The sequence below is a fragment of the Pseudomonas sp. P1_C12 genome (assembly GCF_056406435.1).
In genome coordinates this window covers 292341-318762 of sequence record NZ_JBFUAE010000005.1, presented here as the reverse complement: position 1 = coordinate 318762, position 26422 = coordinate 292341, and the positions used below count along the sequence as shown (strand labels likewise).

The following is a 26422-nucleotide window of genomic DNA, read 5'->3' as shown; positions in this document are numbered from 1 at the left end:
TCCATGGACCGCACCTGGCCGACGAGTGTTGACGAGAACAGATCTGTCAAATCCTCAAGGCGTCACTGCCAAAAGTCGCTACTGTGTGAGCGTTACCACCGCAGTAGCGACTAGCACCCTCACTGGTTAGTCGGAGGCTTTATCCGCCACCAGGGCTTTGGGATTGCTACTCCCCCAAACGGTAGCAAGGTCCACCAGCAATGTTCCGCTGAGTTCTTCAAGTTCACTCTGGGTGATCTCACTGTCGCCTTGTTTACCGAAGAGCACCACTTGATCGCCAGCGCGCACAGCAGGGATATCTGTCACGTCCACCATGAGTGTATTCATGGAGACCTTCCCTACCACTGGAGCACGCTGCCCATCTATAAGGACAACGCCTTTATTGGTAAACGCTCGACGATAGCCATCAGAATAGCCCACTGGAATATTCGCAAGCTTTGAATCACGACTCAGTGTCACTGTTCGGTCATACCCCACTGTATTGCCTTTAGGGTATTGATTAACAGACGCCACGTATGACTTGACCTGCATGACCGGTTTGTACTCGGCATGCGAAGGTTCCATCATCCCATACAAGGCGCCTCCGGCACGTACCATGTCCAAATGCGACTCTGGCACTTCTAACGTCGCGTAAGAGTTCGCCGCATGAAGAGTGATTTTACTTCTATCAATTCCGGCGGCCTTTATCAGCCAAGCCGTTTGCTCATTGAAAGCCTTGAGCCCTTGCCGAACATCATCCTTATCCTGCACCGCGAAGTGAGTCATGATTCCGACCAGCTCCAGAGGAGCCAAACGATTGATCGCCAAGGCTTCTTGCCGACCGTGTTCAGTGCTCATTTCCAGGCCGTTGCGACTCATACCACCTGCGTTCAACGCCAAGTGAACCTTCAGGCGATCCCCATGCTTTTCAGCAATAGCGGCCGTTTCTCGAGCATAATCGAGGCTACTGACTAACTCCTCTATCTTGTACGGCAATGCTCCTTCCACCTCGGCCAACGTCGCTGTACGCACTCGGACAAGTTCCCCCTTGAATCCACTTTCACGTACAACTCGAGCCTCTTCATTGCTGGCAACGCCTACGCAGGGCACTTCCATTTTCATGACAGACGGCATCAATAACGCGACACCATGACCATAGGCATCCGCCTTGAGGATGGCACAAAGCCGTGATTTATTCGTCAAGGTGTTCTGGAGCGTACGAATATTGTTTTCAAACGCCGCCTGGTTAATTTCAACCCATGCATTACTGGTTACCACGGCCCGTTCAGACTGACCATTATCCAAAGAAAGCAGCGGTGCAGCCTGAACATACCCCTGCCCTATAATCAGACCTAAAGAAAGAGCAATAACAGTCCGAGTGAAAGGCATACAATACATCTCCTGATACAGAACGTTGTTGATGACAACTAACGATTTGACGACATACATGACTCTGCGCAAGCCACTACCCGACTAAGGAAATGGCCTGACTTTATGGGCGGCAGGAAACACCACTGATAGCGACAAAAGCAAACTCAGTACATGGCGAACAACGTTATTGAAACGTTATCCTTGGAGTAACCCTTCCGGTGAAATTTTTGATAACTCGCGAAATCACTGGGCAGGTATATATTAAATTTTTATATAGATTTATAGGTGACACTTTCTAACCCCACTTTAACTTGGGGCGCTGGCAGGGTGATATCCAGGGATATATCAAGCAGTTATATCCATCACGCAACCGCGTTGTCCGCCAGCTCCCAGCCCTCAGGCCGTAGCGTGTGCCAATCGCTGACCTGTTGATAGGCATGGCCGATGCGCAGAATCAGCGGTTCGGCGAATGCCCGACCCACAATCTGCATCGAGACCGGCATGCACTTTTCATCAAGCCCGATGGGCAGCGCCACCGAACACAGGTTCAGCAAGTTGGCGAACCGCCCCAACAAGGCCAGTGGCGTGCCATATTCATCGACCTCATCCAACGGCACACTGCCAATAGCGTTGGTCGGGAAAGCGCAGGCGTCTATGTTGGTCATGGCCTCCTGCATGGCGTGCCGAGCGGCGCGGCGCTGATTGTGCAACTGGATATACGACGCTGCGTCGATGGCGCGACCACTGAGTACGCGACGTTGAACATGGGGGTCGAAACGCAGATCGTCGCGCTCGAACAAGCTACCCAGGCTGGCATAACCTTCGGCGCTCATCAGCCCACCAGCGATGCGCATGCACTGCTCCAACGACGTGGGTAGCGGTTGCTCGATCAGTTGCATGCCCAGCGCGGCCAACTGCTTGAGCCCCAAATCGTAAGCCTTCAGCACCCCGGGAGCGACATGCGCTCGTTCGGCCTGTGGCAACACCCAGATGCGCAAACCGGCTACCGGCTGATTGAGACCGGCAGCGGCGCTGAATACAGGTGCCTGGGCCGAAACCGGATCCAGCGGGTCCGGGCCCAGCAGTGCATCCAACATCCACGCCGAATCTTCAACGGTGTGGGTGATAGGCCCTACCGAATCCAGCGAAGGACACAGTTCGATCAAGCCATGGCGACTGATAAGCCCACGCGTGGTTTTCAGCCCGACCAAGCCGCACATGCCCGCCGGAATCCGCACCGAGCCGCCGGTATCGGTGCCCAGCGCAGCGCTCGCCAACCCGCTGGCCACGGCCACTGCCGAGCCGCTGCTTGAGCCACCCGGAGCGCGATGCACGTTACGGTCCCACGGGTTCCACGGCGTGCCCATCACCGCGTTGGTGCCCCAGCCACCGAAAGCGAATTCGACGGTGTGGGTCTTGCCAAGAATGATTGCACCGGCACGCTCCAGGCGTTGCACTGCAGTGGCGGTCAACCTCGAAACACGCGGTGCCTGTGCCAATGATCCACCCGTGATGGCCTGGCCATCGATCTCGAACAAGTCCTTGATCGCCAGAGGAATGCCATGCAGCGGTCCCAGGTGTATGCCGGACGCACGCTGGCGATCAGCGGCGATGGCCGCGTTCAAAGCACGCGAAGAATAGGTCTCGACATAGGCATTGAGCTGCTCGTCAAAGCGCTCGATGCGCGCCAGTTGCGCACGAACCAGCGCTTCGCTAGTCAGCGATCCCGCCTGCAGCGCCCGCTGCAACTGGGCAATGCTGTGGGAAGTAACTCGATCTATGGTGCTCATATGTTCAACCTCGCACGGTTTTGCGCCCGCGTGAAAAGTGCTTTTCAAGCACACGCGACAGCATTGAAAGAGGGAAAGCGATAACAAAATAGAACAGCCCTACCAGCAGGAAGACATGCATTGGCAGGAAGGTTTCCGAAGCGATGGCCCGCGCCGCCAGCATCAACTCATCGGTGGCGATCAGAGCGCACAACGAGCTGTCCTTGAGGATCGACACGTAGGCGTTAAGCAGTGGCGGCAACATGCCGCGAATCGCTTGCGGCAGGATGACGGTGGTAAACGCTTTCAGCGGCGTCAGTCCGATGGCGATAGCGGCTTCGCGCTGGCCGCGATGCAGCGAATCCAGGCCGCCACGGAGGATTTCCGCAACGTAAGCGGCACCCTGCAAACCCAGACCGATGGCCCCGGCCCAATAGCCGGACAACGTCAACCCCAGGCTGGGCAACGCGAAATACAGGGCCAGCAGCAACGCCAGAAGAGGTACAGCGCGCATGCTCTGAATAAAGAACGCTGCCAACCGTTTCAGGATGACACTCGGACTTCTCATCGCCCAGACCAACAACGCCCCCAGCACGACCGCCAGAGCGAACCCCATCAGGGACAATTCGGCAGTGATCCGTGCACCGAGCAACAGGCGAGCGATCCAGTCGCTCCAGTACTCCGGGTATTGCTGAAAAAAACTGATCATCGCGCGCTCCCAAAATGACGTTCGAGCCGAATGAATCCCACACCGATCGGTAAAATCATCGCGGCGTAGATGCACATCACAGCCAAATAGATCAGTGAAGTCTGGAAGGTGGAGGTCACCAGATTGCGCGCCAGGAACATGATTTCCGGCACGGCGATGGCCGAGGCGATGGAGGTGTCCTTGACCAATTGCGTGACGTAGTTGGCGAACGCTGGCAACGTCACGCGCAGGGCCTGGGGCAAGAGAATGCAGTGCAAAATCTGCATCCGGCTCAGACCGACAGCCAACCCGGCTTCATGCTGACCGACATGCAGCGACTGCAAGCCGCTACGGAAAATATCAGCCAACACCGCGCTGCCCACCAGACTCAAGCCAACGATGGCGGCCAGCCACGCGGGCAAGTTGATGCCAAGGTAGGAGAGACCGAAATAGATCAGGAACAGATGCGCCAGCGCGGGAACATTGCGCATCCACTCAATGAAACAGCCGATCACCCCATGCAACACCCGTGACCGACTGAACGTCAGCAACACCGCCAGTACTACCCCACCGGCACTCGCCAGCAGCAAGGTACACAGCGCGATTTCCAGGGCGGTGAGCGCGCCTTTCAACAACAGAGGCAGTAGCCCGAGAAAGACCTCGAAGTTCGCCATCAAGCGCCCTCCATGGCCATGCGCCCAAGAAAACTGCGGGTGCGCTCATGGCTTGGGTTGTCGATTACCTGCGCCGAAGGCCCTTGCTCGACAATGTGTCCGCCGTCCATGAAGATCACCCGATCCGCCACATCCCGAGCGAAGCGCACTTCATGGGTCACCATGATCATGGTGCGGCCCTCTTGCGCCAGCTCACGAATCACGGCCAGTACTTCCCCCACCAGTTCGGGGTCCAGCGCCGAGGTCGGCTCGTCGAACAGGATGACTTTAGGTTGTTGGGCCAACGCGCGGGCGATAGCGACCCGCTGTTGCTGTCCGCCGGACAACTGCTCGGGATAGACCTCGGCCTTGTGCCGCAGATGGACTTTTTCCAACATGGCATCAGCCAGCTCATAGGCCTGCTTGCGCGGCATACCCTGTGCCTTGATCGGCCCCAGCGCGACGTTGTCGCGTACGCTCAAATGTGGCCAGAGGTAGAAGAGCTGGAACACCATCGCGATCTCGCGTCGCTGCGGAGCCATTTCCCGATCATTCATCAGACGTATGCGTTTACCGTCCTTGATCTGCCCGATCAACTCGTCGCCCAGCCAGATATCGCCTCGAGTGGGTTTTTCCAGGTAATTGATGCAACGCAGGCAAGTGGACTTTCCCGACCCGCTGGGGCCGATCAACGACAGGGTTTCACCGGCTTTCAACTCCAGGTTGATCCCCTTGAGCACCTCCAGATCACCATAACTTTTGTGCAGGTCATGCACTCGCAGCAACGCAGGTTCGGACGGGGTCGACATCTTGGTTAACCTCTTTTTGTTATAGACATGGCGATGAATCGGCACGGGCCATCAGGCCGATTCATCCGCTCAAGCGCTTACTTGCAGCCGGGCAGTTTCCAGTCCGCCGGGCGGTCGACACCCAGCCTCAGGTCCTTGCCTTCCGGCACATACCAGACATCCTGAGTCAGACCGTAGCGGGCACCGATCTTGCGCATTTCACAGCTTTTCCAGAGGGTCTGGATCTGCTCGTTCACGGCAGCCACCAGCTGCGGGCTGGCCCCTTTATTGAAGCCGTACACCACCTGACCTAGCCCCGTCAGCAGTGGGAAATTCGGATCGTTGTCGGTGAAAGCATTGAAGTGCAGGTGCCACTGCTCGTTGCGAAAAATGGCGTATTGCATGACCGGAGGATCGCCAATCACTGCATCGATGCGCCCGGCGAGGAGATCGCGCACCGCGGCATCGGAGGTGTCGTACAGCGCTACTTGCAGCCCTTCGATCTTGCGCATCTCAGGGATGAACGAGAAACCCGTGATGGTGCCGACCTTCTTGCCCTGCAAATCTTTGAGGCTGCTCCAGTTGGTCTTGTCGGTCTGGGTGATGCCGTTCTTGAAATAGTGAATCGGGTCGCTCACGGTCATGATCTTCGCGCGCTGCTCGGTCCAGCCCATGGTGCCGGCCATGACATCCACGCGTTTAGCTTGTACTGAGGCGATGGTGCCGGCCCAGTCCATCAAGGCAGGTTTAACCTTCAAACCCAGCTTCTCAGATATTTGTTGAAGGATTTCACCGTCGTAGCCGACCATCCGGCTGTCTTGATAACCGGTCCCCGGCATATCGCCAGTGAACGCGATAGTCAGGCTTCCCGGCTCTACCGTTTCCAGTGCGAATGCCGGTACCGAGGCCAGCATGGATACCAGCAGACCTGCATAGATACCGGCAAAACGTTGAACGTTGGGCTTCTTCATCACGTGCTCCTCGATTGTTTTTTTATGAACAGCATGGTGTTGGGCAGGCGCTCATCGTATGGTGATCGGCGGTATAACTGGTTGGATGGTTTGCATGAATGATTGAACATTTGCGACATTTCGGAGATGTACTGCCCAGGGCCTCCAGCGAAAGCCTCGTAGAAGAGCTTGATAATGGTCAGGCACGAAATCCGCCAAGCCGACGCGGCGCCACTGAGTTATCTATTGGCATTGTGTTGTGGCCGCGCTTCCCTTTGCTGTCACTGTCAGGGCTGACCGATGCGCTGCGACATGCCGCCGATACGGGCGATCAGAGCCGTCCGATACGCTGCCAATGGAAAGTACTCGGTACCCCCGGGCAAAGAGTCATTTCCAGCTGCGGACTGGATGTGCCTATCGACAGTGAGCTCACCCATCCTCATCAATTTGATTACATCGTGGTGATTGGTGGGCTGCTTGATTCCCTTGAGGCCGCACCAAAGACGTATCCGGCATTTCTGCTTCAGGCAGCAGCCGCTAACGTGCCGTTGATCGGTCTATGCACGGGCAGCTTCGTGCTCGCTCGACATGGCCTGATGGAGGGACGTACTGCTTGCGTGCATGCCTACCATTGCGACGACTGGAAACGTCTGTTCCCCAAATTGCGCTTTGTCAGCAACAGTGACTTCCTCATCGACAAGGATCGGATCACCTGCGCAGGCGGTATCTCGGTGATTGAGTTGGCCATCCATCTTATTGGGGTGCATTGCGGCCCAGATCGGGCCGGCAAAGTTGTTCATCAGATGACGGTCGCAAAAAGCAGTTCCGGCAGTTTCGTCGACCGGCGCAAGGCACTTGGCTACGCCAGCTCTTCGAACAGGCGCCTGCACGAAGCCGTGATGCTGATGGAAAAGCACATGACCGAGCCCTTGGACATTGACTCAATCGCAAACCTTGTCGGTACCAGTAAACGGCAACTGGAGCGGCTGTTTGTCGCTGAAACCAGTAACACTCCGGCCCAATTCTACCGTCAGGTTCGACTCAGATTTGGCCGATGGCTTCTCATCAGCTCGGATCGACATATCGGGGAAATCGCTTTCGAATGCGGATTCGCCGATGCGCCCCATTTCATTCGACATTTTCAGAACATGTTTGGCATGTCCCCCGGAAAATTGCGTAAAGAGTTGATGCGAAAAGCGACACTCACCCAAGGGGGGAGGTATTTTTTATAGACAGTGAAGCATTGATCGGTCGCGGGGCAGAATGTGAAGACCAAGTTGGGATGAGATTAACGGTTTTTCGACAGGCAGCTTTTGGCTGATTTCTGCCTGTCACCACCGTCAGCTTTGGGACCAGGCTATGTAAAAACGCAGACACTGTTTTGAAGTCTGCGTCGCTACGTAAAATCTGCCAATGATTGGTGTATCAGCGGACCTGAAATTTGCGTAGGAACGCGATTTTCGCTCTGGTTCTGACTGTCAAACCCGCTCTAAACCGTTTTTACACAGCCTCGGTCGTTTTCTGCCTGTCACGACTGGCTAGTTTGGGTCGACAGTTGCCTATAGCGGCAGGCCAGACTCCGCCAAACCTGATTGCTTTGTTAAAAACAATGACTCACACAACATGCATCTCGTCGAAAATTCAAAAGACGGAATCATAAATTCCCCCCCGCACACTTGCTCGCGTAAAAATACATGCCAAGTATAAATTCATGTACACAAAAAGATTTACATCCAATTTAATCTATACCAATCAAGTAATTAATGTTAGTTTCGAGTCTCCCTCGGCACCAATATTAAGAAAGGTCTTGCTTTGCAAGGCGTTTTTTTTCGTCCATAGAAAAGTGATCCACATTGCTGCCCTCTGTAGGAGCTGCCGCGGGCTGCGATCTCTTGACCCTCCTCACCAGACACACTGGACACTGCACAAGGACCATCCCCATGGAAACCCCACTGGAAACAGTCGCGCTTTTCTCGCTGAAACTGGCTTATGAGTCAGCGGATCAGAGTCCGATTTTGCGGGACGACCTGGTCATGAGCGTCTATCAGCGGGATGTGTTTGGCATACTGGTACGCCGGGGTGATGTCGAAGCGATCCAGCTCAAATTGGATGAGTGTCTGGCATTGGCACTGGATGCCGTCGGCGGTATTGAGAAACCGCTAGGGCGTGAGCTGAAAAGGTTGGCGATTAGTTTTGGCAATGCGCAAACGATGGAGCAGCTTGATGCGCCACTGATCGCGATCAAAAAATACTTGAAAGACATATTGTAAGAGATGACTTTCTGGCTAATTCCCATCTCGACATATCTAACGCCAACTTTCTTACAAGCCTATTCTGGTCTTTAACTAGACTATCAAGCAGGTAACACAAACTTTGCTTCAAGCCTATGCAGCAGCTCAAACGTATTCAAAAAAGGAATGTTTAGCTGCTCACAAAGATTAGGAATGATGAATTTTCGTTTGGCTTCACGATTCAACACTTCATGAGTAACGACTGTAGCCCCCGTAGTCATAGCTTTTGCGATTAACCAAGGGTCAGCACCGACTAAGAAATCGTCCATAGCACCTACTTTCATTTTCGGCGCTTGATTTGCTACAAGCCCTGCAATCTGAGCAAACGCCATTTGCGTAGCTTTATCGGTGGTTGAGTGGAAGAACTCTTGATTTTCCTTCGCCCACTCCGCCAATTCGTCATGCCCCTTAGTTAACTCATCCTTAACAGGTGCGATACTGGCTAAATCTAACGCTTTATTTTTCAACAACAGCCATTGCCAAAATCCAGGACAGATAGCCATCCCGTAGTAACGGTTCTTCGCTTCGATCAGTGTGTTAGCGTCGAGTAAATGATTCATTCCGTAATCTTGCTGGCGAGTGTCCTTAATTTGGCAGGTTGCACGCCGAGCAAGTGTCCCGCCTCGCGCAGCAGCATCCGGCCACTCATTGCTTCAGTCAGCACGGCCTTGCTTAGGCGAGGGCTGTTTTTCGCGGTAGCGTTACGGTAATAGTCACCCGCTCCACCTTTTTCATCCTGGAAAGCCTTGAGGATCATTCGATAGTAAGCGCTGTATTGCGCTTGGCTTATATATCCAAGATCCAATGCGCGGCGACCGATAGCTAATTTACTGATGTGAAACCGAGTGGCTAGCGGAGCTAAATTATCTTGCCAGTCAACATCTGCATTCCACAGGGCGCGGAATTGGGCTTCGGGAGCCAGAAACTCACCTGCAACTGCATTGCAGAAACGCTCCTCGTCTCGACCATTGGCGGTATTTCCGTCAGATACTCCACTGCTACCAATCCAGATATGGGCCAGCTCATGAAGTAAGCTAAACAGCCTGGCGGTGGGAGCGTCGGAGCTGTTGATAAATACGACGCGGGCGTAGGCATTGCTGATGGCAAAACCCCGAAACTCGCTCACTTCAAGTTTGCGGTGAGTGTTCCCCAAAGCAATTCCACTGCGCATAACCAAAATGCCAGCCGTTTCCGCTGCCTCGATCAAGGCGCGGCTGTATTTTTCGTAATCCAATCGAGCAATGTCAGGGTTCACGCCGAGGACCCGGCGGATATCGTCCACCACCTCTCTGACTTGAGATCGACTACTGAAGCGACCTACAAATGCCAGCGGTTGATGCTCCTGGTGTTGCAGATACTCCAGGTACCAGTCCTGCTTACGTATGGCATCCCTTACGGTGTCCAACAGCTCCAAAGTGGGACGTTGAGGAGCAATCCCTCCCACCGTCCGCAGATCAGGTAAAGGCAGTTGTTCGACGGGAGGCTGCTGTAGAAACAGGAATCCGAAAGGGATGTGAGCGACACTCGCCCATTTTTGAGCCTGAAGGAATGTTGGCTTGGTCTCGCCAGCCTCCCATTCCTGTACTCGATCAGGTTTCACTGGCAGCTTTTTAGCAACCTGCTCAGTGGACAGACCTGCGCGCTCCCGAGACCAGGTGAGCAGGCTTGGATTGACGAAGGCGGCTTGACTCATAGGGTCGCAGGCAAATCAGATGGGGCCAGTAACCGTTCAAGAGCATCCTTGGCAGATGCGTCCGACTGAAGCTGGTTCCCGCTATCTGGCATTGCCTTTCTCCTTGGCTATTGAATATCTGGTAACAGCGTCTACAGATTAGTAGAGAAGCGGAGCTACCGAAGGTAGAAGCGGGCGAGTATGAGGTAAATCCGCAACGACCCGAAGCGCAAATATGTAACCCGCGGATAGATGGCATTGCCCTTTTGCCAGCCCGCCGCCACGGCCTCCTAATGCAAACATCCGCCCTGATCGCCCACATCATCACCCAGCGTCTCGACGGTTGCAGGAAAAGGATCTGGACGATAACCTTCCACCGTCGCTGCCAATTCAGCGGCCGGGCTTGGTAACCCGAGGTAAATCACTGCGCAACAGTGCCATGCGTTCGCAGGCGCTTTTTTTCGCCTGCGATCTGCGTTATGGCGGCTGTGCGTGGGACGTCTTCGGACGTGCCGGTTTCCTTGATTTCCCGGTTTACCAACCTGCGCACAGCTGCCACCCATTCGCTTGGTAACGAATTGTGGCAGCTCTTCAAATTAAGGAGCTTCGCAATGCGCAGTATGAATCCGTTTGAAATTTGGCTTTTCCCTCTACGCAACTCCCAATCGCGTAAGACCCTCCCCCATTGCCTCTCCATCCTCGGAGGTGGCCAATGACTGAACAATCCGAACTCAAAACCATTGGCCTGACACCCGCGATCTACTGTGCGGATCAAGCGCTGTTTCATGTCACTCGCGGGGTTCCTCTCGGCGATGCGTTGTCCATGGCCTCCGATTTTCTGTTCCTGGCCAAGACGCTCACTGAAGATGCTGCTTACGCCAGAGACACAGACCGCCACGCTTGGGCTGCGCATTATCTGACTTCGATGAGTAAGGCGCTGGTGGATGATGCGGTGAAGGTGCTTACTCGGGATCGGACTTGTGCGCCGGTATCCACGCGGGCGGGGGCGAAGGCTGAGGGTTAGTGGTTGAGGCCTGTGGGGTGTGGGTGGCTTGTGATGGTGGTAGCTGATTCAGCATTTATGTTGTTTGGGTTGGTGCTATCGCGAGCAGGCTCGCTCCTACAGGGATTGCGGTGAGCTGACAGGCATTATTTGGCCCGACTGGGTGACTGGGTTGTGATTGCGGTGCATCTTCAGCATTGATGGTGGCTGGGCTGGCGCTATCGCGAGCAGGCTCGCTCCTACAGGGGTTGTGGTGAACAGACGGGCATTGTTTGGCCACGGTGTGTGACTGGGTTTGCGGTGCATCTTCAGTATTGATGCTGGTTGGGCTGGCGCTTTCGCGAGCAGGCTCGCTCCCACAGGGGGCTTTGTGTGTTGAGTGGCATTTGGAATTAGCCTCGAGGTTTTCGGGGCTTTTTTATTGCTTGGGGCAAAGTAAATGCTGGGAATTCGGTTTTGAGATTTCCGGCCTCCGAGTGCTTCCGGTGGGCTTGATCGTCACCTTCTCCACAGGCAATCCGCTGTGCATAACTCCGGCAACCTCCCCTCTGGCACGGCGCCTCCCCCCTCATTCTTCTAGACTCAATACAAGGTCGTAGACAGAACCGAACACGTCGCTCTGGTGCAGCCGAATCAAGGGCCGCGTGGCAATCTGGCTTTTATGCCCCTATTGAGGTGCGGCGAAGACCGTGCCGGGCACAACAAGATGCCCGCTCAGGGTGCCCTGGCCGACCGGCTTATAGATGCCACGATACCGTGACGTGGTGTGAATGCCGCAGCCGACACTTTCGGACAACCGACAACCGCCTGGTTTGTCCGTGATCGTGAGGATTGCTGAATGCCTGATGAGATGTTGCACCTGCCTGTGGTCAACAGTCTGCTGGAGCGCCACAAGGGTACTCCGGGTGCGCTGTTGCCTATTCTTCATGATATTCAGGAGCACATCGGTTACATCCCCGATGTCGCCGTCCCCGAGATTGCCCATGCCCTCAACCTGAGTCAGGCCGAGGTTCGCGGGGTGATCAGTTTTTACCATGACTTCCGTACCGCGCCGCCCGCGCGGCATATCCTGCGGCTGTGCCGGGCCGAGTCGTGCCAGAGCCGTGGTGCCGAGCAGCTTGCCGCGCAATTGCGCGAGCGCCTGCAACTGGACGATCACGGCAGCAGCGCCGATGGCAGCATCAGTTTGCGTCCGGTGTATTGCCTGGGTGCCTGCGCCTGTTCGCCCGCTCTGGAGCTGGATGGCCGGGTGCATGCGCGGCTCAGTGCCGAGCGGCTGGATGCCCTGCTCGATGCTTGCCGGGAGGACGCATGATGCCGACGCTCTATCTGTCCTGTGATTCTCTTGCCCGTGCCGTGGGTGCCGATGAGGTCGCTGTGGCCCTGATCACGCTGGCTCAGGAACGCAATCTGCCGCTGGAGTTGCAGCGCACCAGTTCGCGCGGTCTGTATTGGCTGGAACCGCTGCTGGAAGTGGACAGCCCGCAAGGTCGTTTCGGCTTCGGCCCACTGACGGCTGCTGATGTGCCGTCTGTGCTCGAAGCGCTCAAAGGCGACCCGTCTTCTCATCCACTGGCCTTGGGTCTGGTGGAAGAGTTGCCGTATCTGAAGACTCAACAACGCCTGCTGTTCGCCCGCGCCGGTATTACCCAGCCATTGTCGTTGGACGACTACCGGGCCCACGGCGGTTTCGAGGGTTTGACCCAGGCCATCGCCATTGGCGGCGAGCAGACCGCGACAGCGGTGTTCGATTCGGGCCTGCGTGGCCGTGGCGGCGCGGCGTTCCCAGCCGGGATCAAGTGGCGCACGGTGCGCGGCACCCAGGCTGCCCAGAAGTACATCGTATGCAACGCCGACGAAGGCGACTCCGGCACCTTTGCCGACCGCATGTTGATGGAAGGCGACCCCTTCCTGCTAATCGAAGGCATGGCCATTGCCGGCATTACCGTCGGCGCCACTTTCGGCTACATCTATGTGCGCTCGGAATATCCGGATGCCGTGGCCACGTTGCGGGCCGCGTTGAACATCGCCCGAGAAGCCGGTTACCTCGGTGCCAATGTCGGCGGCAGCGGCCAGGCCTTCGATATGGAAGTGCGCGTCGGTGCCGGTGCCTACATCTGCGGTGAAGAAACCGCGCTACTGGACTCGCTTGAAGGCAAGCGCGGGATCGTCCGCGCCAAGCCGCCGATTCCAGCGTTGCAGGGCTTGTTCGGCCTGCCGACGCTGGTGCACAACGTGCTGACCCTGGCCTCGGTTCCGATGATTCTGGCCAAGGGTGCGCAGTTCTATCGCGATTACGGCATGGGCCGCTCCCTGGGCACCATGCCTTTCCAGTTGGCGGGCAATATTCGTCATGGCGGGCTGGTGGAACGGGCCTTTGGTCTGACCTTGCGGGAGCTGGTGGAAGACTATGGCGGCGGGACTGCCAGTGGCCGGCCGTTGAAGGCTGCGCAGGTGGGCGGCCCGCTCGGCGCCTGGGTGCCACCTTCGCAATTCGACACACCGCTGGATTACGAAGCCTTTATGGCCATCGGTGCGATGCTCGGTCACGGTGGTGTGGTGGTGGCTGACGACACCCTGGACATGGCCCGCATGGCGCGCTTCGCCATGCAGTTCTGCGCCGAGGAATCCTGTGGCAAATGCACGCCGTGCCGCATCGGTTCGACCCGTGGCGTCGAGGTGATCGACCGTCTGCTGGCCGCGCCTGACCAGAACAGTCGCGATGAGCAGGTGATCATCCTCAAGGACCTGTGCGACACCCTGCAATACGGTTCGCTGTGCGCGTTGGGCGGCATGACGTCTTATCCCGTGGCCAGCGCCCTCAAGCACTTCCCCGCTGACTTCGGTCTGCAAGCCTCGGAGGCCGAACAATGATCACTCTCTTCGACCCGAAAACAGACATTGACCTGGGTACGCCTGCCCGCGACAGCCAGGTGCAAGTCACCCTCAACATCGATGGCCGCAGCATCAGCGTGCCCGAGGGCACCTCGGTGATGCGTGCAGCCGCGTTGCTGGGCACCACCATTCCAAAACTCTGTGCCACCGACAGCCTGGAAGCCTTCGGCTCCTGCCGCATGTGCCTGGTGGAGATCGACGGCATGCGTGGTTATCCGGCGTCCTGCACTACGCCGGTCAGCGAAGGCATGAGCGTGCACACCCAGACGCCCAAGCTCGCGACCCTGCGCCGTAACGTCATGGAGCTGTACATTTCCGATCACCCGCTGGACTGCCTGACCTGCTCGGCCAACGGCAACTGCGAGCTGCAAACCGTGGCCGGTCAGGTCGGCCTGCGGGAAGTGCGTTATGGCTATGAAGGCGAGAACCATTTGGAGGATGTGAAAGACACCTCCAACCCCTATTTCGACTACGACCCGAGCAAGTGCATCGTCTGCAACCGCTGCGTGCGCGCCTGCGAAGAAACTCAGGGCACCTTCGCCCTGACCATTACCGGGCGTGGCTTCGAATCCCGGGTGGCCGCCGCTGGTGGCGAGAACTTCCTCGACTCCGAATGCGTGTCCTGCGGCGCCTGTGTACAAGCCTGCCCTACTGCGACGCTGATGGAAAAAAGCGTGGTCGAACTGGGCCAGCCCGAACGCAGCGTGATCACCACCTGTGCCTATTGCGGCGTGGGCTGCTCGTTCCGTGCCGAGATGAAAGGCGACCAGTTGGTACGCATGGTTCCGGACAAGAACGGCCAGGCCAACCACGGCCACTCCTGCGTCAAGGGGCGCTTCGCCTGGGGCTACGCCACCCACCCGGATCGCATCACCAAGCCGATGATCCGCAAGCACATCAGCGACCCTTGGCAGGAAGTCAGCTGGGACGAAGCGGTGACCTACGCCGCCAGCGAATTTCGCCGGCTGCAGCAAAAATATGGCCGCGATTCCATTGGTGGCATCACCTCCAGCCGCTGCACCAACGAAGAAACCTATCTGGTGCAGAAACTGGTGCGCGCCGCCTTCGGCAACAACAACGTCGACACCTGCGCGCGGGTCTGCCACTCGCCGACCGGTTATGGCCTGAAACAAACCTTGGGCGAGTCCGCCGGCACCCAGAGTTTCGACTCGGTGATGCAGGCCGACGTGATCCTGGTGATGGGTGCCAACCCCAGCGACGCCCACCCGGTGTTCGCCTCCCAGCTCAAACGCCGCCTGCGTGAAGGCGCACGGCTGATCGTCATCGATCCGCGGCGCATCGATCTGGTGGATACGGTGCATGCCCGCGCCGAGTATCACCTGGCCCTGCGCCCCGGTACCAACGTCGCCATGCTCAACGCCTTGGCTCATGTGATTGTCACTGAAGGACTGCTCAACCAGGCCTTTATCGACGCCCGTTGCGAGGGTAGCGATTTCGCGATCTGGAGTGAATTCGTCAGCCGTGCGGAAAACTCGCCGGAAGCCCTTGGCCCTGTCTGCGGTGTACCCGCTGCCGACATCCGTGCCGCTGCGCGCCTGTATGCCACCGGTGGCAATGCGGCGATCTACTACGGTTTGGGCGTCACCGAACACAGTCAGGGCAGTACTTCGGTGATGGGCATCGCCAACCTGGCCATGGCCACCGGCAACATCGGCCGCGAAGGCGTGGGCGTGAACCCGCTGCGCGGGCAGAACAACGTCCAGGGCTCCTGCGACATGGGTTCCTTCCCCCATGAGCTGCCCGGCTACCGGCACGTCTCCAACGAGGTGGTACGAGCGCAGTTCGAACAGGCCTGGAACGTCACCCTGCAACCCGACCCGGGCCTGCGTATCCCCAACATGTTCGAGGCAGCCTTGGGCGGCAGCTTCAAGGGCCTGTATTGCCAGGGCGAAGACATCGCCCAGAGCGACCCCAATACCCAGCACGTCACCGCGGCCCTGTCGGCCATGGAATGCATAGTGGTGCAGGACATTTTCCTCAACGAAACCGCCAAGTTCGCCCACGTGTTCCTGCCGGGCTGCTCGTTCCTGGAAAAAGACGGCACCTTCACCAACGCCGAGCGACGCATCTCCCGGGTGCGCAAGGTCATGGACCCGCTGGGCGGCAAGGCCGACTGGGAAGGCACGGTGGCCCTGGCCAATGCCTTGGGCTACCCGATGAACTACCAACATCCATCGCAAATCATGGATGAAATCGCCAGCCTGACGCCGACTTTCACCAACGTCAGCTACGCCGAACTGGACCGCCACGGCAGCCTGCAATGGCCGTGCAACGCCGAGGCACCGGACGGCACACCGACCATGCACATCGAAGAATTCGTGCGTGGCAAGGGGCGCTTCATGCTCACCGGCTACGTGCCCACCGAGGAAAAGGTCAACAGTCGCTATCCGCTGTTGCTGACCACCGGGCGCATCCTCAGCCAGTACAACGTCGGCGCGCAGACCCGGCGCACCGACAACGTCGCCTGGCATGACGAAGACCGTCTGGAAATCCACCCGACCGACGCTGAGAGCCGTGGCATCAACGAAGGTGACTGGGTCGGCATCGGCAGCCGCGCAGGGCAGACCGTGCTGCGTGCGCGGATCACCGAACGGGTCGCCCCAGGCGTGGTGTACACCACCTTCCACTTCCCGGAATCGGGCGCCAACGTCATCACCACCGACAACTCCGACTGGGCGACCAACTGTCCGGAGTACAAGGTTACGGCCGTGGAAGTCAGTCGCGTTTATCACCCTTCGGAGTGGCAAAAGCGCTTCCAGGAATTCAGCGAGGAACAGCAACGTTTGCTCGATGAACGTCGTCAGGCACGCGGGACCAAAGCCGAGGTACGCCGATGAGTACTGACAACCTGATCAAGATGGCCAACCAGATCGCCCAGTACTTCGCCAGCCAGCCGGACCAGCAACAGGCGGTGCTCAGCGTGCGCAATCATATGCAGATGTACTGGGCGCCGAGCATGCGCAAGGAATTGCTGGCCTGGCAGACGGAACATCAGGGGGCGGACTTGCACCCACTGGTGCAGGCGGCGGTGACTGGGGCGGGTTGGGAGACTTAACCTGCTGGCTGAAAAAACTGTAGGAGCGAGCCTGCTCGCGATGGCGGCTTAACATTCAGCATTTTTGCCGGCTGAAGTACCACTATCGCGAGCAGGCTCGCTCCTACAGGGGGGGTGTGTTGGGGTTGGGATTTGCCCTACTCCTCCCCCTTCCTCGCCGCCGTCACGGTCACTTCAATGGCCCGGACACTGATCGCCGCGAATGTCGCGGTCATCAGCACGCCGTTGAAACCCAGCAGGATCGCCAGCACTCGCGACACACCCAGTTTTGGCACCAGTTCTCCATAGCCGATGGTCAGTCCGGTCACGAAGGCAAAGTAGACACCGTCATCAGGGCTCCACCCTTCCAGCTGGGCGATGACGAGGCCAAACGCAACGATCACTAACAGCAGTATCGAGAAGATCGGCCACACCACTTTGAAATAGAACCAGACGGCTTTGTAGAACTCCTTGCGGACGTTTGCTGCACGGGCGAGGTTCATGGCGTGGGCTTCCTTGGGTTTGACTGGCCGGCAGTTGAATACGCGGCGGTTCAATACCCCGTTCAGCTTGGCACAAGCGCTGAAAACTGCGACCAACGGGGCGTTATCTTTGGCGAGGACTATGACAAAGATGACGCCCCGCAAACTATCCAGAAACAGCCCACTGTTGAATTTGTTGCAGGTTTATCCCTCAGTTCGCTTCAGTTTCCCTAATCAGCTTCTTGTTGATCTTGCCGACGCTGGTCTTGGGGATTTCGGTCACGAACTTGAACTGCTTCGGGATCGCCCATTTGTTGATGCGCCCGCCGTCGACGAAGGCTTGCAAATGAACCTCCAGAATCTTGCGGTCGAGGTATTGCCCCGGCTCGCAGACGACCATGGCCATGGGGCGTTCACCCCATTGTTCGTCGGCAATGCCCACCACGGCGACGGACATCACGCCCGGGTGTTCGCTGATCAGGCTTTCCAGTTCCAGTGAGCTGATCCACTCGCCGCCGGTCTTGATCACGTCCTTGATGCGGTCCTTGATTTCCACGCCGCCCAGCTTGTCGATCGAGGCCATGTCGCCGGTGTGCAGCCAGCCGTTGTGCCACAGTTCCGCGCCTTTGTCCGGGGCTTTCAGATAGCCCTGGGTCAGCCATGGTGCGCGCACCACGATCTCGCCCAGGGACTCGCCGTCATGGGCCACATCGTTGCCGTCGGCGTCGATGATCTTCAGGTCGACCATCGGCACCGGCGTGCCGGTCTTGATGCGGATCGGCAGTTGCGCTTCGGCGGACAGTTGCAGGTCTTCATTGCGCAGATACGTCAGACACAGCAACGGGCAGGTTTCCGACATGCCGTAACCGGCGTGCACCACCATGCCTTTGGCATTGGCTTCGCTGGCCACGCCCAGGGTCAGCGCGCTGCCGCCCAAGAGCATTTTCCAGCCGTCGAAACGGGTCGCCTTGCCTTCTTCACAGTTGAGGATCATCTGCAAAATGGTCGGCACGCAGTGGGAGAAGGTCACCTTCTCTTCGCGGTACAGCTTGACCAGGCTGTTGGGCTCATAGCGGCCGGGGTAGACCTGCTTGATGCCCATCAGGGTCGCGACATACGGCACGCCCCAGGCATGCACATGGAACATCGGCGTGATCGGCATGTACACGTCGTCGGAGCGCAGCAGCGGCTGGCCCTGATAGACGCCCAGGGTGCCGACGGCATTCAGGGTGTGCAGCACCAGTTGCCGGTGGCTGAAGTACACGCCTTTCGGGTCGCCGGTGGTGCCGGTGGTGTAGAACAGCGTGGCGACCGAGTTCTCGTCGAAATCGGGGAAGTCGTACTGGTCCGGGGCCAGGGACAGCAGGTGTTCGTACTCGCCCAGCACCGGCAGCGAGGTCGTGGTCGCCTCGTCATCGGTGAGCTGCAGGTAGCCTTTAACGGTTTCCAGCCGACCTTGGATCTGCTCGATCAGGGGCAGGAAATCATCATGCACCAGCACCAGGTCATCTTCGGCGTGGTTCATGGTGAACAACACCTGCTCCGGCGACAGGCGAATGTTCACGGTGTGCAGCACCGCGCCGATCATCGGCACGGCGAAGAAGCATTCCAGGTAACGGTGGCTGTCCCAGTCGAGTAAAGCCACGGTGTCACCGGCCTTGACCCCGGCCGCCGTCAGCGCATTGGCCAGGCGGCGAATACGCTTGTTGAGGGTCTGGTAGCTGTAGCGCAGCTTGTCGGCGTAGACGATTTCCCGGCCCGGCTGGTAGCGCATGCCGGACAGCAGCAGTTGCTTGATCAGCAAGGGATAGGCATAAGCGCCGTCGGCGGGCGGAATTATTTTTGTCGCCATCATGTTTAAGGTTCCTTGTCCTTTCGATCAGAACTGATCGGCTTGCAGCTCGTAGAGGCAGTCGCTGCCGGCCTTGGCCGATGCGCTCAACGAGTGGATACGCGGCAGCAACCGGGCGAAGTAGAAACGTGCGGTGGCCAGTTTGCTGGTGTAAAAATCGTCTTCGCCATCGCCGCTCATGACGGCCTTGGCCATACGCGCCCACATGTAGGCGTACGCGGTGTAGCCGAACACGTGCAGGTACTCGACCGAGGCCGCGCCGATTTCGTTCGGGTTGTTTTGTGCCCGGTCGAGCAGCCACGCGGTCAGGTCGTCGAGGGTGTCGACGGCGGCGTTCAGCGGCTGGGTGAACTCGCCGAGGTCCGCGCAGGCAGTGGCGGTGAAGTTGCGGATTTCCGAAGCGAACAAACGGTAGAGCGCCCCGCCGCTGCCGACGATCTTGCGCCCGGCCAGGTCCAGCGACTGGATGCCGTTGGTGCCTTCGTAGATCTGGGTAATGCGCACGTCCCGCACCAGTTGCTCCTGGCCCCACTCACGGATGTAGCCGTGGCCGCCGAAGACCTGCTGGCCGTGGAGGGTGGTCTCCAGGCCCATGTCGGTGAGAAATGCCTTGGCCACCGGGGTCAGCAGCGATACCAGATCCTGCGCGCGCTGGCGTGTCGGTGCGTCTTCGCTGTACTTGGCGATGTCCAGTTGCAGGGCCACGTAGCTGGAGAACGCACGGCCGCCTTCGTTCAAGGCTTTCATGGTCAGCAGCATGCGGCGCACGTCCGGGTGCACGATGATCGGGTCGGCCGCTTTGTCCTTGTGCTGCGCGCCGGTCGGTGCACGGCTTTGCAGGCGGTCACGGGCGTAGGCGACGGCGTTCTGGTACGAACGCTCGCCCTGTGCCAAGCCTTGTATGCCCACGCCCAGACGTTCGTAGTTCATCATGGTGAACATGGCCGCCAGGCCTTTGTTCGGTGCGTCGACGATCCAGCCGGTGGCGCCGTCGAAGTTCATCACGCAGGTGGCGGAGGCCTTGATGCCCATCTTGTGTTCGATGGAGCCGCAGGACAGCGCGTTGTTTTCACCCAGCGAACCGTCAGCGTTGACCAGCACTTTCGGCACCAGGAACAGCGAGATGCCTTTCGGCCCGGCCGGTGCATCCGGCAGTCGCGCCAGCACCAGATGGATGATGTTTTCGGTCAGCTCGTGCTCGCCACCGGTGATGAAAATCTTGCTGCCGCTGACCTTGTAACTGCCATCGGCCTGGGGTTCGGCCTTGGTGCGGATCAGGCCAAGGTCGGTACCGGAATGGGCTTCGGTCAGGCACATCGAACCGGTCCAGGTGCCGGCGTACATGTTCGGCAAGTAAGCCGCTTTCAGTTCTTCGCTGGCGTGGGCCTTGATCGACAGGCAGGCGCCGGCGGTCAGCATCGGGTACAGGCCGAACGACAGGCTGGCCGAGTTGACCATCTCTTCGACCTGCGCCGAAATCGCCTTGGGCATGCCCATGCCGCCGTACTGCGGATCACCGCCGACACCCACCCAACCGCCTTCGGCGAAGGCTTGATAGGCCTGGGCAAAACCGTCCGGAGCGGTGACCGCGCCGTCGTTCCAGGTGCAGCCCTGTTCGTCGCTGGCGCGGTTCAGTGGCGCGATCACTTCGGCGCTGATCTTGCCGGCCTCTTCAAGGATGGCGGCGGCGGTCTCTTCATCGATCACGTCGGCCAGGCCGGGCAATTGCGCCCAGAGCCGGGACACCTGGAAAACCTCGTTGAGTACGAAGCGCATGTCGCGCAGGGGAGCTTTGTAATCAGACATCTTGGCTTACTCGGAAGTGGTCACGGCATGGGGCATGCCGGGACGTTCAGTGGATTCAGCGTTTTCGGTTACCGCGACAGAACCGGGCTGAGGGGCCCGTTCGCGCAGCAGGAACCAGGACAGGGCCGGAATCAGGATCAGCGCGCCGAGCATGTTCCACAGGAACATGAAGGTCAGCAGGATGCCCATGTCGGCCTGGAACTTGATCGGCGACCAGACCCAGCACACCACGCCAGCAGCGAGGGTGATGCCCACCAGCCCGACCACCCGGCCGGTGAACGACACGGCGTTGCGGTAGGCCTGGGACAAAGGCAGGCCCTGGCGCTGGAAGTGCAGTTGCACGCTGAGCAGGTACAAGGCGTAGTCCACGCCGATGCCCACGCCGAGGGCGATCACCGGCAGGGTCGCGACTTTCACACCGATACCCATGGCCACCATCAAGGCTTCGCAGAGGATCGAGGTCAGCACCAGCGGCAACAGCGCCACCAGCGTGGCGCGCCAGCTGCGGAAGGTGATCAGGCAGAACAGCGTCACCGCCGCATACACGTACAGCAGCATGGTGCGGTTGGCTTCGCGCACCACGATGTTGGTCGCGGCCTCGATCCCGGCGGTGCCGGCAGCGAGCAGGAACTGGCGATCCGCGGTGCTGTTTTCCTTGGCGAACTTGTCGGCAATCGCCACCACCGCGTCCAGGGTCTCGGCCTTGTGATCCTTGAGGAAGGTGATCACCGGCATCAGCGAGCAGTCGGTGTTGAACAGCTCCGGGGAGTTGACCGAGGCTTGTTGCGCGGCGTAGTTCAGCACGTCCTGGTTGCGCTGGATGCTGTTGAGCTTGGGGTTGCCTTCGTAGGTGCCGGCGGTGATCTGGCGTACCGCGTTGACCAAGGACGCGGTCGCCTGCACGCCCGGATACTGTTGCAGTTCCCAGGCCAGGCGGTCGGCGAGGACCAGGGTCTTGTAGTTCAGGCAGCCTTCCGGCGCGGTCTTGATCATCACCGCGAACAGGTCGCTGGACAGCGCGTAATGCTGGGTGATGTAGGCGTTGTCGCGGTTGTAGCGCGAGTCGGCGCGCAGCTCCGGCGCCCCGCTGTCGAGGTCGCCGATTTTCAGGTTCTGGCTGACCATGTAACCGCCAATGCCCATCAACACCGCGACCACTACTGCGCCCGTGGCCCACTTGGCGGTGGTGAAGCGATCGAGCGCGTCCCACAGTCTGCCGAAGCCTTTGTGCTTCTCTGCGCGGTTGTCGATTTTCAGCGCACGCTCGGCAGCTTTCGCGCCCACACCGACATAGGACAGCGCCACCGGCATCAACAACAACGAGGTGAAGATCAGCACGGCGACACCAATACTGGCGGTGATCGCCAGATCCTGGATCACCGGGATATCGATCAGCATCAGCACGGCGAAGCCCACGGCGTCGGCCAGCAGCGCGGTGACACCGGCGATGAACAGACGGCGGAAGGTGTAGCGCGCAGCGATCAGTTTATGGGTGCCACGGGCGATGTCCTGCATGATGCCGTTCATCTTCTGCGCGGCGTGGGACACGCCGATGGCGAAGATCAAGAACGGCACCAGCACCGAGTACGGATCAATGGCGTAGCCGAGCCAGGCGACAATACCCAGTTGCCAGACCACCGCGATCAGCGAGCAGCCGACCACCAGCAGAGTGCTGCGCACGCAACGGGTGTAGCCGTAAATGATGATCAGCGAAGTGACCACGGCCAGGCCGAAGAACATCATCACCTGGATCAGGCCGTCGATCAGGTCGCCCATGAGCTTGGCGAAGCCGATCACCCGCACCTTGTAATGGCCGGTGCCTTCGACCCCGGATTTACGCGCCGCGCTGTCGCCGGCGTATTCGATCTTGTCGCGCAACTGCTCTTCGAGCATCTGCGAGAACGCGTGGTAGTTGATGCGTTGACCACCGGCGGCGGCTTTGTCCATCAGCGGCACGATCAGCATGGTCGACTTGAAGTCGCTGGCCACCAGGCTGCCCACCAGACCGGCGCGGGAGATGTTCTGGCGCAACTGTTCAATGTCGGAGGGCGAGCCCTGATAACTGTCGGGCATCACCGGGCCACCCTGGAAACCGTCCTCGGTGACTTCAGTCCAGCGCACCGCCGGGCTCCACAGCGACTTCATCCACGCGCGGTCGACGCCTTCGGTGAGGAACAGCTGGTCGTTGACCTGCTTGAGCACGTCGAGGTATTGCGGATCGAAAATATCGCCCTGGGTGTTCTCGACCACTACCCGCACCGAATTGCCCAGGCCGCGCAGCGAAGCGCGGTTTTCCAGGAAGTTCTGGATGTAGGGCTGACTCTGGGGAATCATTTTTTCGAAGCTTGGGCGCAACTCCAGGCGAGTCACGGCCATGAAGCCCAGCACCACGGTCGCCAGCGCCATCAGCAGCATGAACAGCGGGCGGTAGTTGAACACCAGCCGTTCGAGGAGGTTGCCGGAGCGCTGGTCGAAATCCCGCAGTTCGCGGATCACCGGCATGGCGTCTTGTTTGATATTGCCCATGTCTGGGTTCTCGCTCTTAGGGTTCGAGGGCTGGATCGGCGGACAACGTCCGGGCACCACGGCTGCCGGCCAGTACCAAGGCGCCATCGGCGGACTGGGTGGCGCCGGCGACCGGGGTCGGTGCCGGCTGCTGCTTCAGACGCAACTGCGCGCCCGTGCCTTGGCTGACCAGCATCTGCCCGCCCTGGGTGAACAAGCGATAGTTGCCACGGGCATCGATCAGGCCCGCGGTGATGCTGACGTGCAGACCGGTGTCCAGTGCGGTCCAGCTCTGGCCGCCGTCGGTGCTGCGCAGCACGTTGCCGCGCAGGCCGTAGACCAGCACTTCGCCGGGTTTGCCGAGCACGCCGAAGAAGCTGCCTGGATAAGGCGTCGGCACGGCATTGAAGCGTTGGGCGCTGTCGTCCCATTTGAGCAACAGGCCCTGCTCGCCGGCGATGTACAAACCGTCGCCGGTAGAGGCGATGGCGTTGAGGTGGAAACCCTGTGGGTTGTCGGTGCGGTCCTGGAATGGCGTCCAGGTCAGGCCACCATCGTCGGTGCGCAGGATCAGGTTGAATACACCGACCACATAGCCGGTCTTGTCGTTGGCGAACCAGACGTCGAGCAGCGGTTTGTCCGCGCCCTGATCGACCAGCTTCTGGCCCTCGGTGACCAGCAGCGGCCATTGCTCATTGCCCGGCTCGGCGCTGGCCAGCGCCGTGTAATGCTTGACCAGCAAGGCGCCGATCTGACGACCGTCGAGTTGCTTTTGCCAAGTCGCGCCAGCGTCGCTGCTGTGCAGCACCACGCCGTCATTACCCACCGCCCAGCCTTGGGTGGCGGTCGGAAAATTCACCGCAGTGAGGTCGGCACTGGCCGGTACGGCGGCCTGTTGCCAGTGGTTTCCCGAATCATCGGAAAACATAATATGGCCACGCTGGCCGACGGTAATCACGCGCCCACCGGCGCGGGTCATTCCGGACAACGGGCTGTTGATGGCCAAGGCACTGACCCTGGCAGGCAGGTCCAGCACATCGACGTACTCGGCCGCATGGGTGACGCCCTGCGACAGGCCGAGCACGACACCAAACGCCAGCCGCAAAATATTATTTTTATACGAACACATACTGCGTCCTCTTCGGAAAACCGCGCCACACCTCGCGCCGTGCAGCTCATGCAGTTGTAGGAGCGAGCCTGCTCGCGATGGACCTGAGGGCGACGCGGGCATCCTGAAAACACGCGTAATCGTTAACGTCCATCGCGAGCATGCTCGCTCCTACATTGCGGTTGGCTTAGCGAATACCGGCGCCGGCCAGGGATTCCGAAGACCATTGGGCCTTGGAGAGCGGCTCGATGTACTTGATGCCGCCGTAAGGGCCGACTACACCGTTGATGTTGTAGGAACCGCCGACCAGGTCGTAGATCATGAACGGCGTGGAGTCCGGAACCTGCTTGTCATAGCTCTGGCTCAGGAAGGCAAACGAGCCACGGTAGAGCTGACCACGAGCGTCATATTGATCCGAGGCCAAAGCGGTCCAGCTGTCTTCGTCGAGGTAGAAGCGGCGCTTGGCGTAGATGTGACGGGCACCGGCCTTGAGGTTGCCTTCAACGACCCATACGCGGTGTTTTTCCCAGCGTACGAAGTCCGGTGACAGGTGATTGGCAGTGGTCAGCGACTTAGGATCCTGCACGTAGGTCAGCTTGTAGGTGTTGTAGGGCACGATCATTTCTTGCTTGCCGACCAGTTTCCAGTCGTAGCGATCCAGTGCACCGTTGAACACGAACACGTCATCGTAGGTGCCCGCACCGGCGGTACCAGGGTTTGGCGTGTCGTAGGCCAGGCTCGGAGCCAGCTTGACTCGACGCTGCCCCGGCAAGTATTGCCAGGCGCGACGTGGCTGCTGCAACGGGTTGGCGGCGTCCTTGAGCATGATCGCCTCACCGGCCCGGCGCGCAGGGCCGGTGTACGCCAGCTTCATCTGGTAGTACACGTCGGCGCTGCTGATCGGCTGCGAGAGGTTTTCATAGATCGGGTAGGAGATGTTCGCTTGCCCGGTGGTCGCCAGGCTCGCCACGCCGGCCGAGTCGACGTTCCAGGAGTCGTACTTGGAGCTGATGCTGACGCCTTGGTAGCGCAACAGGAAGTTCCACATCGCTTCGTTGCCCGACTGCGGAATCGGGAACGGAATGCCCGGCAGTACGTTGTCGATGGCCAGGCCACCTTCCAGGGACTTGGCGCCGCTGGCGTTCTTCACGCCGTTATCCAGAATCGCTTGAGGCAGCGACACGGTGCGGTGCGTCGGGAACACGTCGACACGGAAAGTCGGGAAACGCTTGGCCAGTTCTACCGTGGTCGCCGTGAGCATGCCCTTGTACTGATCGACGTTCTTGCCGTCGATCACCAGCAGCGGCTTCTCACTGGCAAACGGATCCGGGCGCATGCTGTCGCCGGCTTTGAAGCTGGCCGGCGCAGTGGTCAAGCCACCGTTGTAGGCAGGAATGGAACCATCAGCGTTCCCGGCTTTTTCAGCCCCTACCTGTGTCAGGCTGGTGCCCAGTTTGGCAGCTTCCTGAGTTGAAACAGCAGCCTGTGCCTGAGCGGCAAGGACCATGGCCAGCGAAGCGGCCAACACGGTTTTTACAAATTTCATCTTGTTATT

At 59.0% G+C, this 26422-nt stretch carries 21 protein-coding genes; 7 read left to right on the top strand and 14 right to left on the bottom strand.

Annotation, left to right across the window (positions count from 1 at the left end; translation table 11 throughout):
• Positions 1-126 precede the first annotated feature (126 nt).
• The 6 genes from alr to AC1D19_RS11820 all read right to left on the bottom strand — a co-directional run bounded on the left by alr (position 127) and on the right by AC1D19_RS11820 (position 6219).
• Entirely contained in the window at positions 127-1368 is a 1242-nt protein-coding gene (gene alr / locus AC1D19_RS11845; RefSeq protein ID WP_477763336.1) for an alanine racemase, read from the bottom strand.
• A gap of 344 nt (positions 1369-1712) precedes the next feature.
• Positions 1713-3140 carry an amidase gene (locus AC1D19_RS11840; protein WP_477763290.1) on the bottom strand — a complete coding sequence of 476 codons (1428 nt, stop codon included), beginning with the start codon at positions 3138-3140 and terminating at the stop codon, positions 1713-1715.
• A 4-nt stretch (positions 3141-3144) separates the two neighbouring features.
• On the bottom strand, positions 3145-3828 hold the full coding sequence (locus tag AC1D19_RS11835; RefSeq protein ID WP_218429438.1) for an amino acid ABC transporter permease: 684 nt from the start codon (positions 3826-3828) through the stop codon (positions 3145-3147).
• Complete coding sequence (locus tag AC1D19_RS11830; protein WP_019582764.1) at positions 3825-4481, bottom strand: amino acid ABC transporter permease; 657 nt, start codon at positions 4479-4481, stop codon at positions 3825-3827. Before AC1D19_RS11830 ends, AC1D19_RS11835 begins: the two co-directional genes overlap by 4 nt.
• Positions 4481-5269 (bottom strand): amino acid ABC transporter ATP-binding protein, encoded by a 789-nt coding sequence (locus AC1D19_RS11825; protein ID WP_477763289.1) that lies wholly within the window; start codon positions 5267-5269, stop codon positions 4481-4483. Before AC1D19_RS11825 ends, AC1D19_RS11830 begins: the two co-directional genes overlap by 1 nt.
• Before the next feature lie 77 nt (positions 5270-5346).
• Positions 5347-6219 carry a substrate-binding periplasmic protein gene (locus tag AC1D19_RS11820; RefSeq protein WP_218429437.1) on the bottom strand — a complete coding sequence of 291 codons (873 nt, stop codon included), beginning with the start codon at positions 6217-6219 and terminating at the stop codon, positions 5347-5349.
• Positions 6220-6317: 98 nt separating this feature from the next.
• On the opposite strand from AC1D19_RS11820, the gene AC1D19_RS11815 reads away from it, so the two are divergent.
• Complete coding sequence (locus AC1D19_RS11815; RefSeq protein WP_477763288.1) at positions 6318-7430, top strand: GlxA family transcriptional regulator; 1113 nt, start codon at positions 6318-6320, stop codon at positions 7428-7430.
• 708 nt (positions 7431-8138) lie between these two features.
• Complete coding sequence (locus tag AC1D19_RS11810; protein ID WP_477763287.1) at positions 8139-8468, top strand: hypothetical protein; 330 nt, start codon at positions 8139-8141, stop codon at positions 8466-8468.
• An 83-nt stretch (positions 8469-8551) separates the two neighbouring features.
• On the opposite strand, the gene AC1D19_RS11805 is transcribed toward AC1D19_RS11810, so the two are convergent.
• Together AC1D19_RS11805 and AC1D19_RS11800 are read right to left on the bottom strand one after the other, a co-directional pair.
• A complete protein-coding gene (locus AC1D19_RS11805; protein WP_477763286.1) occupies positions 8552-9049 on the bottom strand; it encodes a DUF4411 family protein in 498 nt (165 codons plus the stop codon).
• Entirely contained in the window at positions 9046-10182 is a 1137-nt protein-coding gene (locus AC1D19_RS11800) for an ImmA/IrrE family metallo-endopeptidase (RefSeq protein WP_477763285.1), read from the bottom strand. The genes AC1D19_RS11805 and AC1D19_RS11800 overlap by 4 nt, the downstream gene beginning before the upstream one ends.
• A 691-nt stretch (positions 10183-10873) precedes the next feature.
• Here AC1D19_RS11800 and AC1D19_RS11795 point away from each other — a divergent pair.
• The 5 genes from AC1D19_RS11795 to AC1D19_RS11775 all read left to right on the top strand — a co-directional run bounded on the left by AC1D19_RS11795 (position 10874) and on the right by AC1D19_RS11775 (position 17135).
• A complete protein-coding gene (locus tag AC1D19_RS11795) occupies positions 10874-11185 on the top strand; it encodes a DUF3077 domain-containing protein (RefSeq protein ID WP_477763284.1) in 312 nt (103 codons plus the stop codon).
• 817 nt (positions 11186-12002) lie between these two features.
• On the top strand, positions 12003-12479 hold the full coding sequence (locus AC1D19_RS11790; RefSeq protein WP_477763283.1) for a formate dehydrogenase subunit gamma: 477 nt from the start codon (positions 12003-12005) through the stop codon (positions 12477-12479).
• Positions 12476-14038, top strand: a complete 1563-nt coding sequence (locus AC1D19_RS11785; protein ID WP_477763282.1) for a formate dehydrogenase beta subunit — start codon at positions 12476-12478, stop codon at positions 14036-14038. Before AC1D19_RS11790 ends, AC1D19_RS11785 begins: the two co-directional genes overlap by 4 nt.
• Positions 14035-16917: a formate dehydrogenase subunit alpha gene (gene fdhF / locus AC1D19_RS11780; RefSeq protein ID WP_477763281.1), complete on the top strand. Its 2883-nt coding sequence runs from the start codon at positions 14035-14037 to the stop codon at positions 16915-16917. The genes AC1D19_RS11785 and fdhF overlap by 4 nt, the downstream gene beginning before the upstream one ends.
• The gene (locus tag AC1D19_RS11775; RefSeq protein WP_477763280.1) at positions 16914-17135 is read left to right on the top strand and encodes a formate dehydrogenase subunit delta; all 222 of its coding nucleotides are present in this window, start codon (positions 16914-16916) and stop codon (positions 17133-17135) included. Before fdhF ends, AC1D19_RS11775 begins: the two co-directional genes overlap by 4 nt.
• 137 nt (positions 17136-17272) lie before the next feature.
• On the opposite strand, the gene AC1D19_RS11770 is transcribed toward AC1D19_RS11775, so the two are convergent.
• The 6 genes from AC1D19_RS11770 to AC1D19_RS11745 all read right to left on the bottom strand — a co-directional run bounded on the left by AC1D19_RS11770 (position 17273) and on the right by AC1D19_RS11745 (position 26413).
• Positions 17273-17617 carry a potassium channel family protein gene (locus tag AC1D19_RS11770; RefSeq protein WP_477763279.1) on the bottom strand — a complete coding sequence of 115 codons (345 nt, stop codon included), beginning with the start codon at positions 17615-17617 and terminating at the stop codon, positions 17273-17275.
• A 190-nt stretch (positions 17618-17807) separates the two neighbouring features.
• The gene (locus AC1D19_RS11765) at positions 17808-19451 is read right to left on the bottom strand and encodes a fatty acid--CoA ligase (protein ID WP_477763278.1); all 1644 of its coding nucleotides are present in this window, start codon (positions 19449-19451) and stop codon (positions 17808-17810) included.
• 24 nt (positions 19452-19475) lie between these two features.
• A complete protein-coding gene (locus AC1D19_RS11760) occupies positions 19476-21254 on the bottom strand; it encodes an acyl-CoA dehydrogenase C-terminal domain-containing protein (protein WP_477763277.1) in 1779 nt (592 codons plus the stop codon).
• A 6-nt stretch (positions 21255-21260) separates the two neighbouring features.
• The gene (locus tag AC1D19_RS11755; protein ID WP_477755135.1) at positions 21261-23780 is read right to left on the bottom strand and encodes an efflux RND transporter permease subunit; all 2520 of its coding nucleotides are present in this window, start codon (positions 23778-23780) and stop codon (positions 21261-21263) included.
• A gap of 16 nt (positions 23781-23796) precedes the next feature.
• Positions 23797-24888 (bottom strand): WD40/YVTN/BNR-like repeat-containing protein, encoded by a 1092-nt coding sequence (locus AC1D19_RS11750; protein ID WP_477763276.1) that lies wholly within the window; start codon positions 24886-24888, stop codon positions 23797-23799.
• A 166-nt stretch (positions 24889-25054) separates the two neighbouring features.
• Positions 25055-26413, bottom strand: a complete 1359-nt coding sequence (locus AC1D19_RS11745) for a DUF1329 domain-containing protein (protein ID WP_477763275.1) — start codon at positions 26411-26413, stop codon at positions 25055-25057.
• Between the last annotated feature and the right edge of the window lie 9 nt (positions 26414-26422).

Coding starts and splice junctions, on each gene's coding strand:
- AC1D19_RS11810 (WP_477763287.1), top strand. CDS start 8,139: ATGGAAACCCCACTGGAAACAGTCGCGCTTTTCTCGCTGAAACTGGCT.
- AC1D19_RS11820 (WP_218429437.1), bottom strand. CDS start 6,219: ATGAAGAAGCCCAACGTTCAACGTTTTGCCGGTATCTATGCAGGTCTG.
- AC1D19_RS11800 (WP_477763285.1), bottom strand. CDS start 10,182: ATGAGTCAAGCCGCCTTCGTCAATCCAAGCCTGCTCACCTGGTCTCGG.
- AC1D19_RS11830 (WP_019582764.1), bottom strand. CDS start 4,481: ATGGCGAACTTCGAGGTCTTTCTCGGGCTACTGCCTCTGTTGTTGAAA.
- AC1D19_RS11755 (WP_477755135.1), bottom strand. CDS start 23,780: ATGGGCAATATCAAACAAGACGCCATGCCGGTGATCCGCGAACTGCGG.
- AC1D19_RS11825 (WP_477763289.1), bottom strand. CDS start 5,269: ATGTCGACCCCGTCCGAACCTGCGTTGCTGCGAGTGCATGACCTGCAC.
- AC1D19_RS11815 (WP_477763288.1), top strand. CDS start 6,318: ATGATTGAACATTTGCGACATTTCGGAGATGTACTGCCCAGGGCCTCC.
- AC1D19_RS11785 (WP_477763282.1), top strand. CDS start 12,476: ATGATGCCGACGCTCTATCTGTCCTGTGATTCTCTTGCCCGTGCCGTG.
- AC1D19_RS11835 (WP_218429438.1), bottom strand. CDS start 3,828: ATGATCAGTTTTTTTCAGCAATACCCGGAGTACTGGAGCGACTGGATC.
- AC1D19_RS11790 (WP_477763283.1), top strand. CDS start 12,003: ATGCCTGATGAGATGTTGCACCTGCCTGTGGTCAACAGTCTGCTGGAG.
- AC1D19_RS11745 (WP_477763275.1), bottom strand. CDS start 26,413: ATGAAATTTGTAAAAACCGTGTTGGCCGCTTCGCTGGCCATGGTCCTT.
- AC1D19_RS11770 (WP_477763279.1), bottom strand. CDS start 17,617: ATGAACCTCGCCCGTGCAGCAAACGTCCGCAAGGAGTTCTACAAAGCC.
- fdhF (WP_477763281.1), top strand. CDS start 14,035: ATGATCACTCTCTTCGACCCGAAAACAGACATTGACCTGGGTACGCCT.
- AC1D19_RS11765 (WP_477763278.1), bottom strand. CDS start 19,451: ATGATGGCGACAAAAATAATTCCGCCCGCCGACGGCGCTTATGCCTAT.
- AC1D19_RS11775 (WP_477763280.1), top strand. CDS start 16,914: ATGAGTACTGACAACCTGATCAAGATGGCCAACCAGATCGCCCAGTAC.
- AC1D19_RS11840 (WP_477763290.1), bottom strand. CDS start 3,140: ATGAGCACCATAGATCGAGTTACTTCCCACAGCATTGCCCAGTTGCAG.
- AC1D19_RS11760 (WP_477763277.1), bottom strand. CDS start 21,254: ATGTCTGATTACAAAGCTCCCCTGCGCGACATGCGCTTCGTACTCAAC.
- AC1D19_RS11805 (WP_477763286.1), bottom strand. CDS start 9,049: ATGAATCATTTACTCGACGCTAACACACTGATCGAAGCGAAGAACCGT.
- alr (WP_477763336.1), bottom strand. CDS start 1,368: ATGCCTTTCACTCGGACTGTTATTGCTCTTTCTTTAGGTCTGATTATA.
- AC1D19_RS11795 (WP_477763284.1), top strand. CDS start 10,874: ATGACTGAACAATCCGAACTCAAAACCATTGGCCTGACACCCGCGATC.
- AC1D19_RS11750 (WP_477763276.1), bottom strand. CDS start 24,888: ATGTGTTCGTATAAAAATAATATTTTGCGGCTGGCGTTTGGTGTCGTG.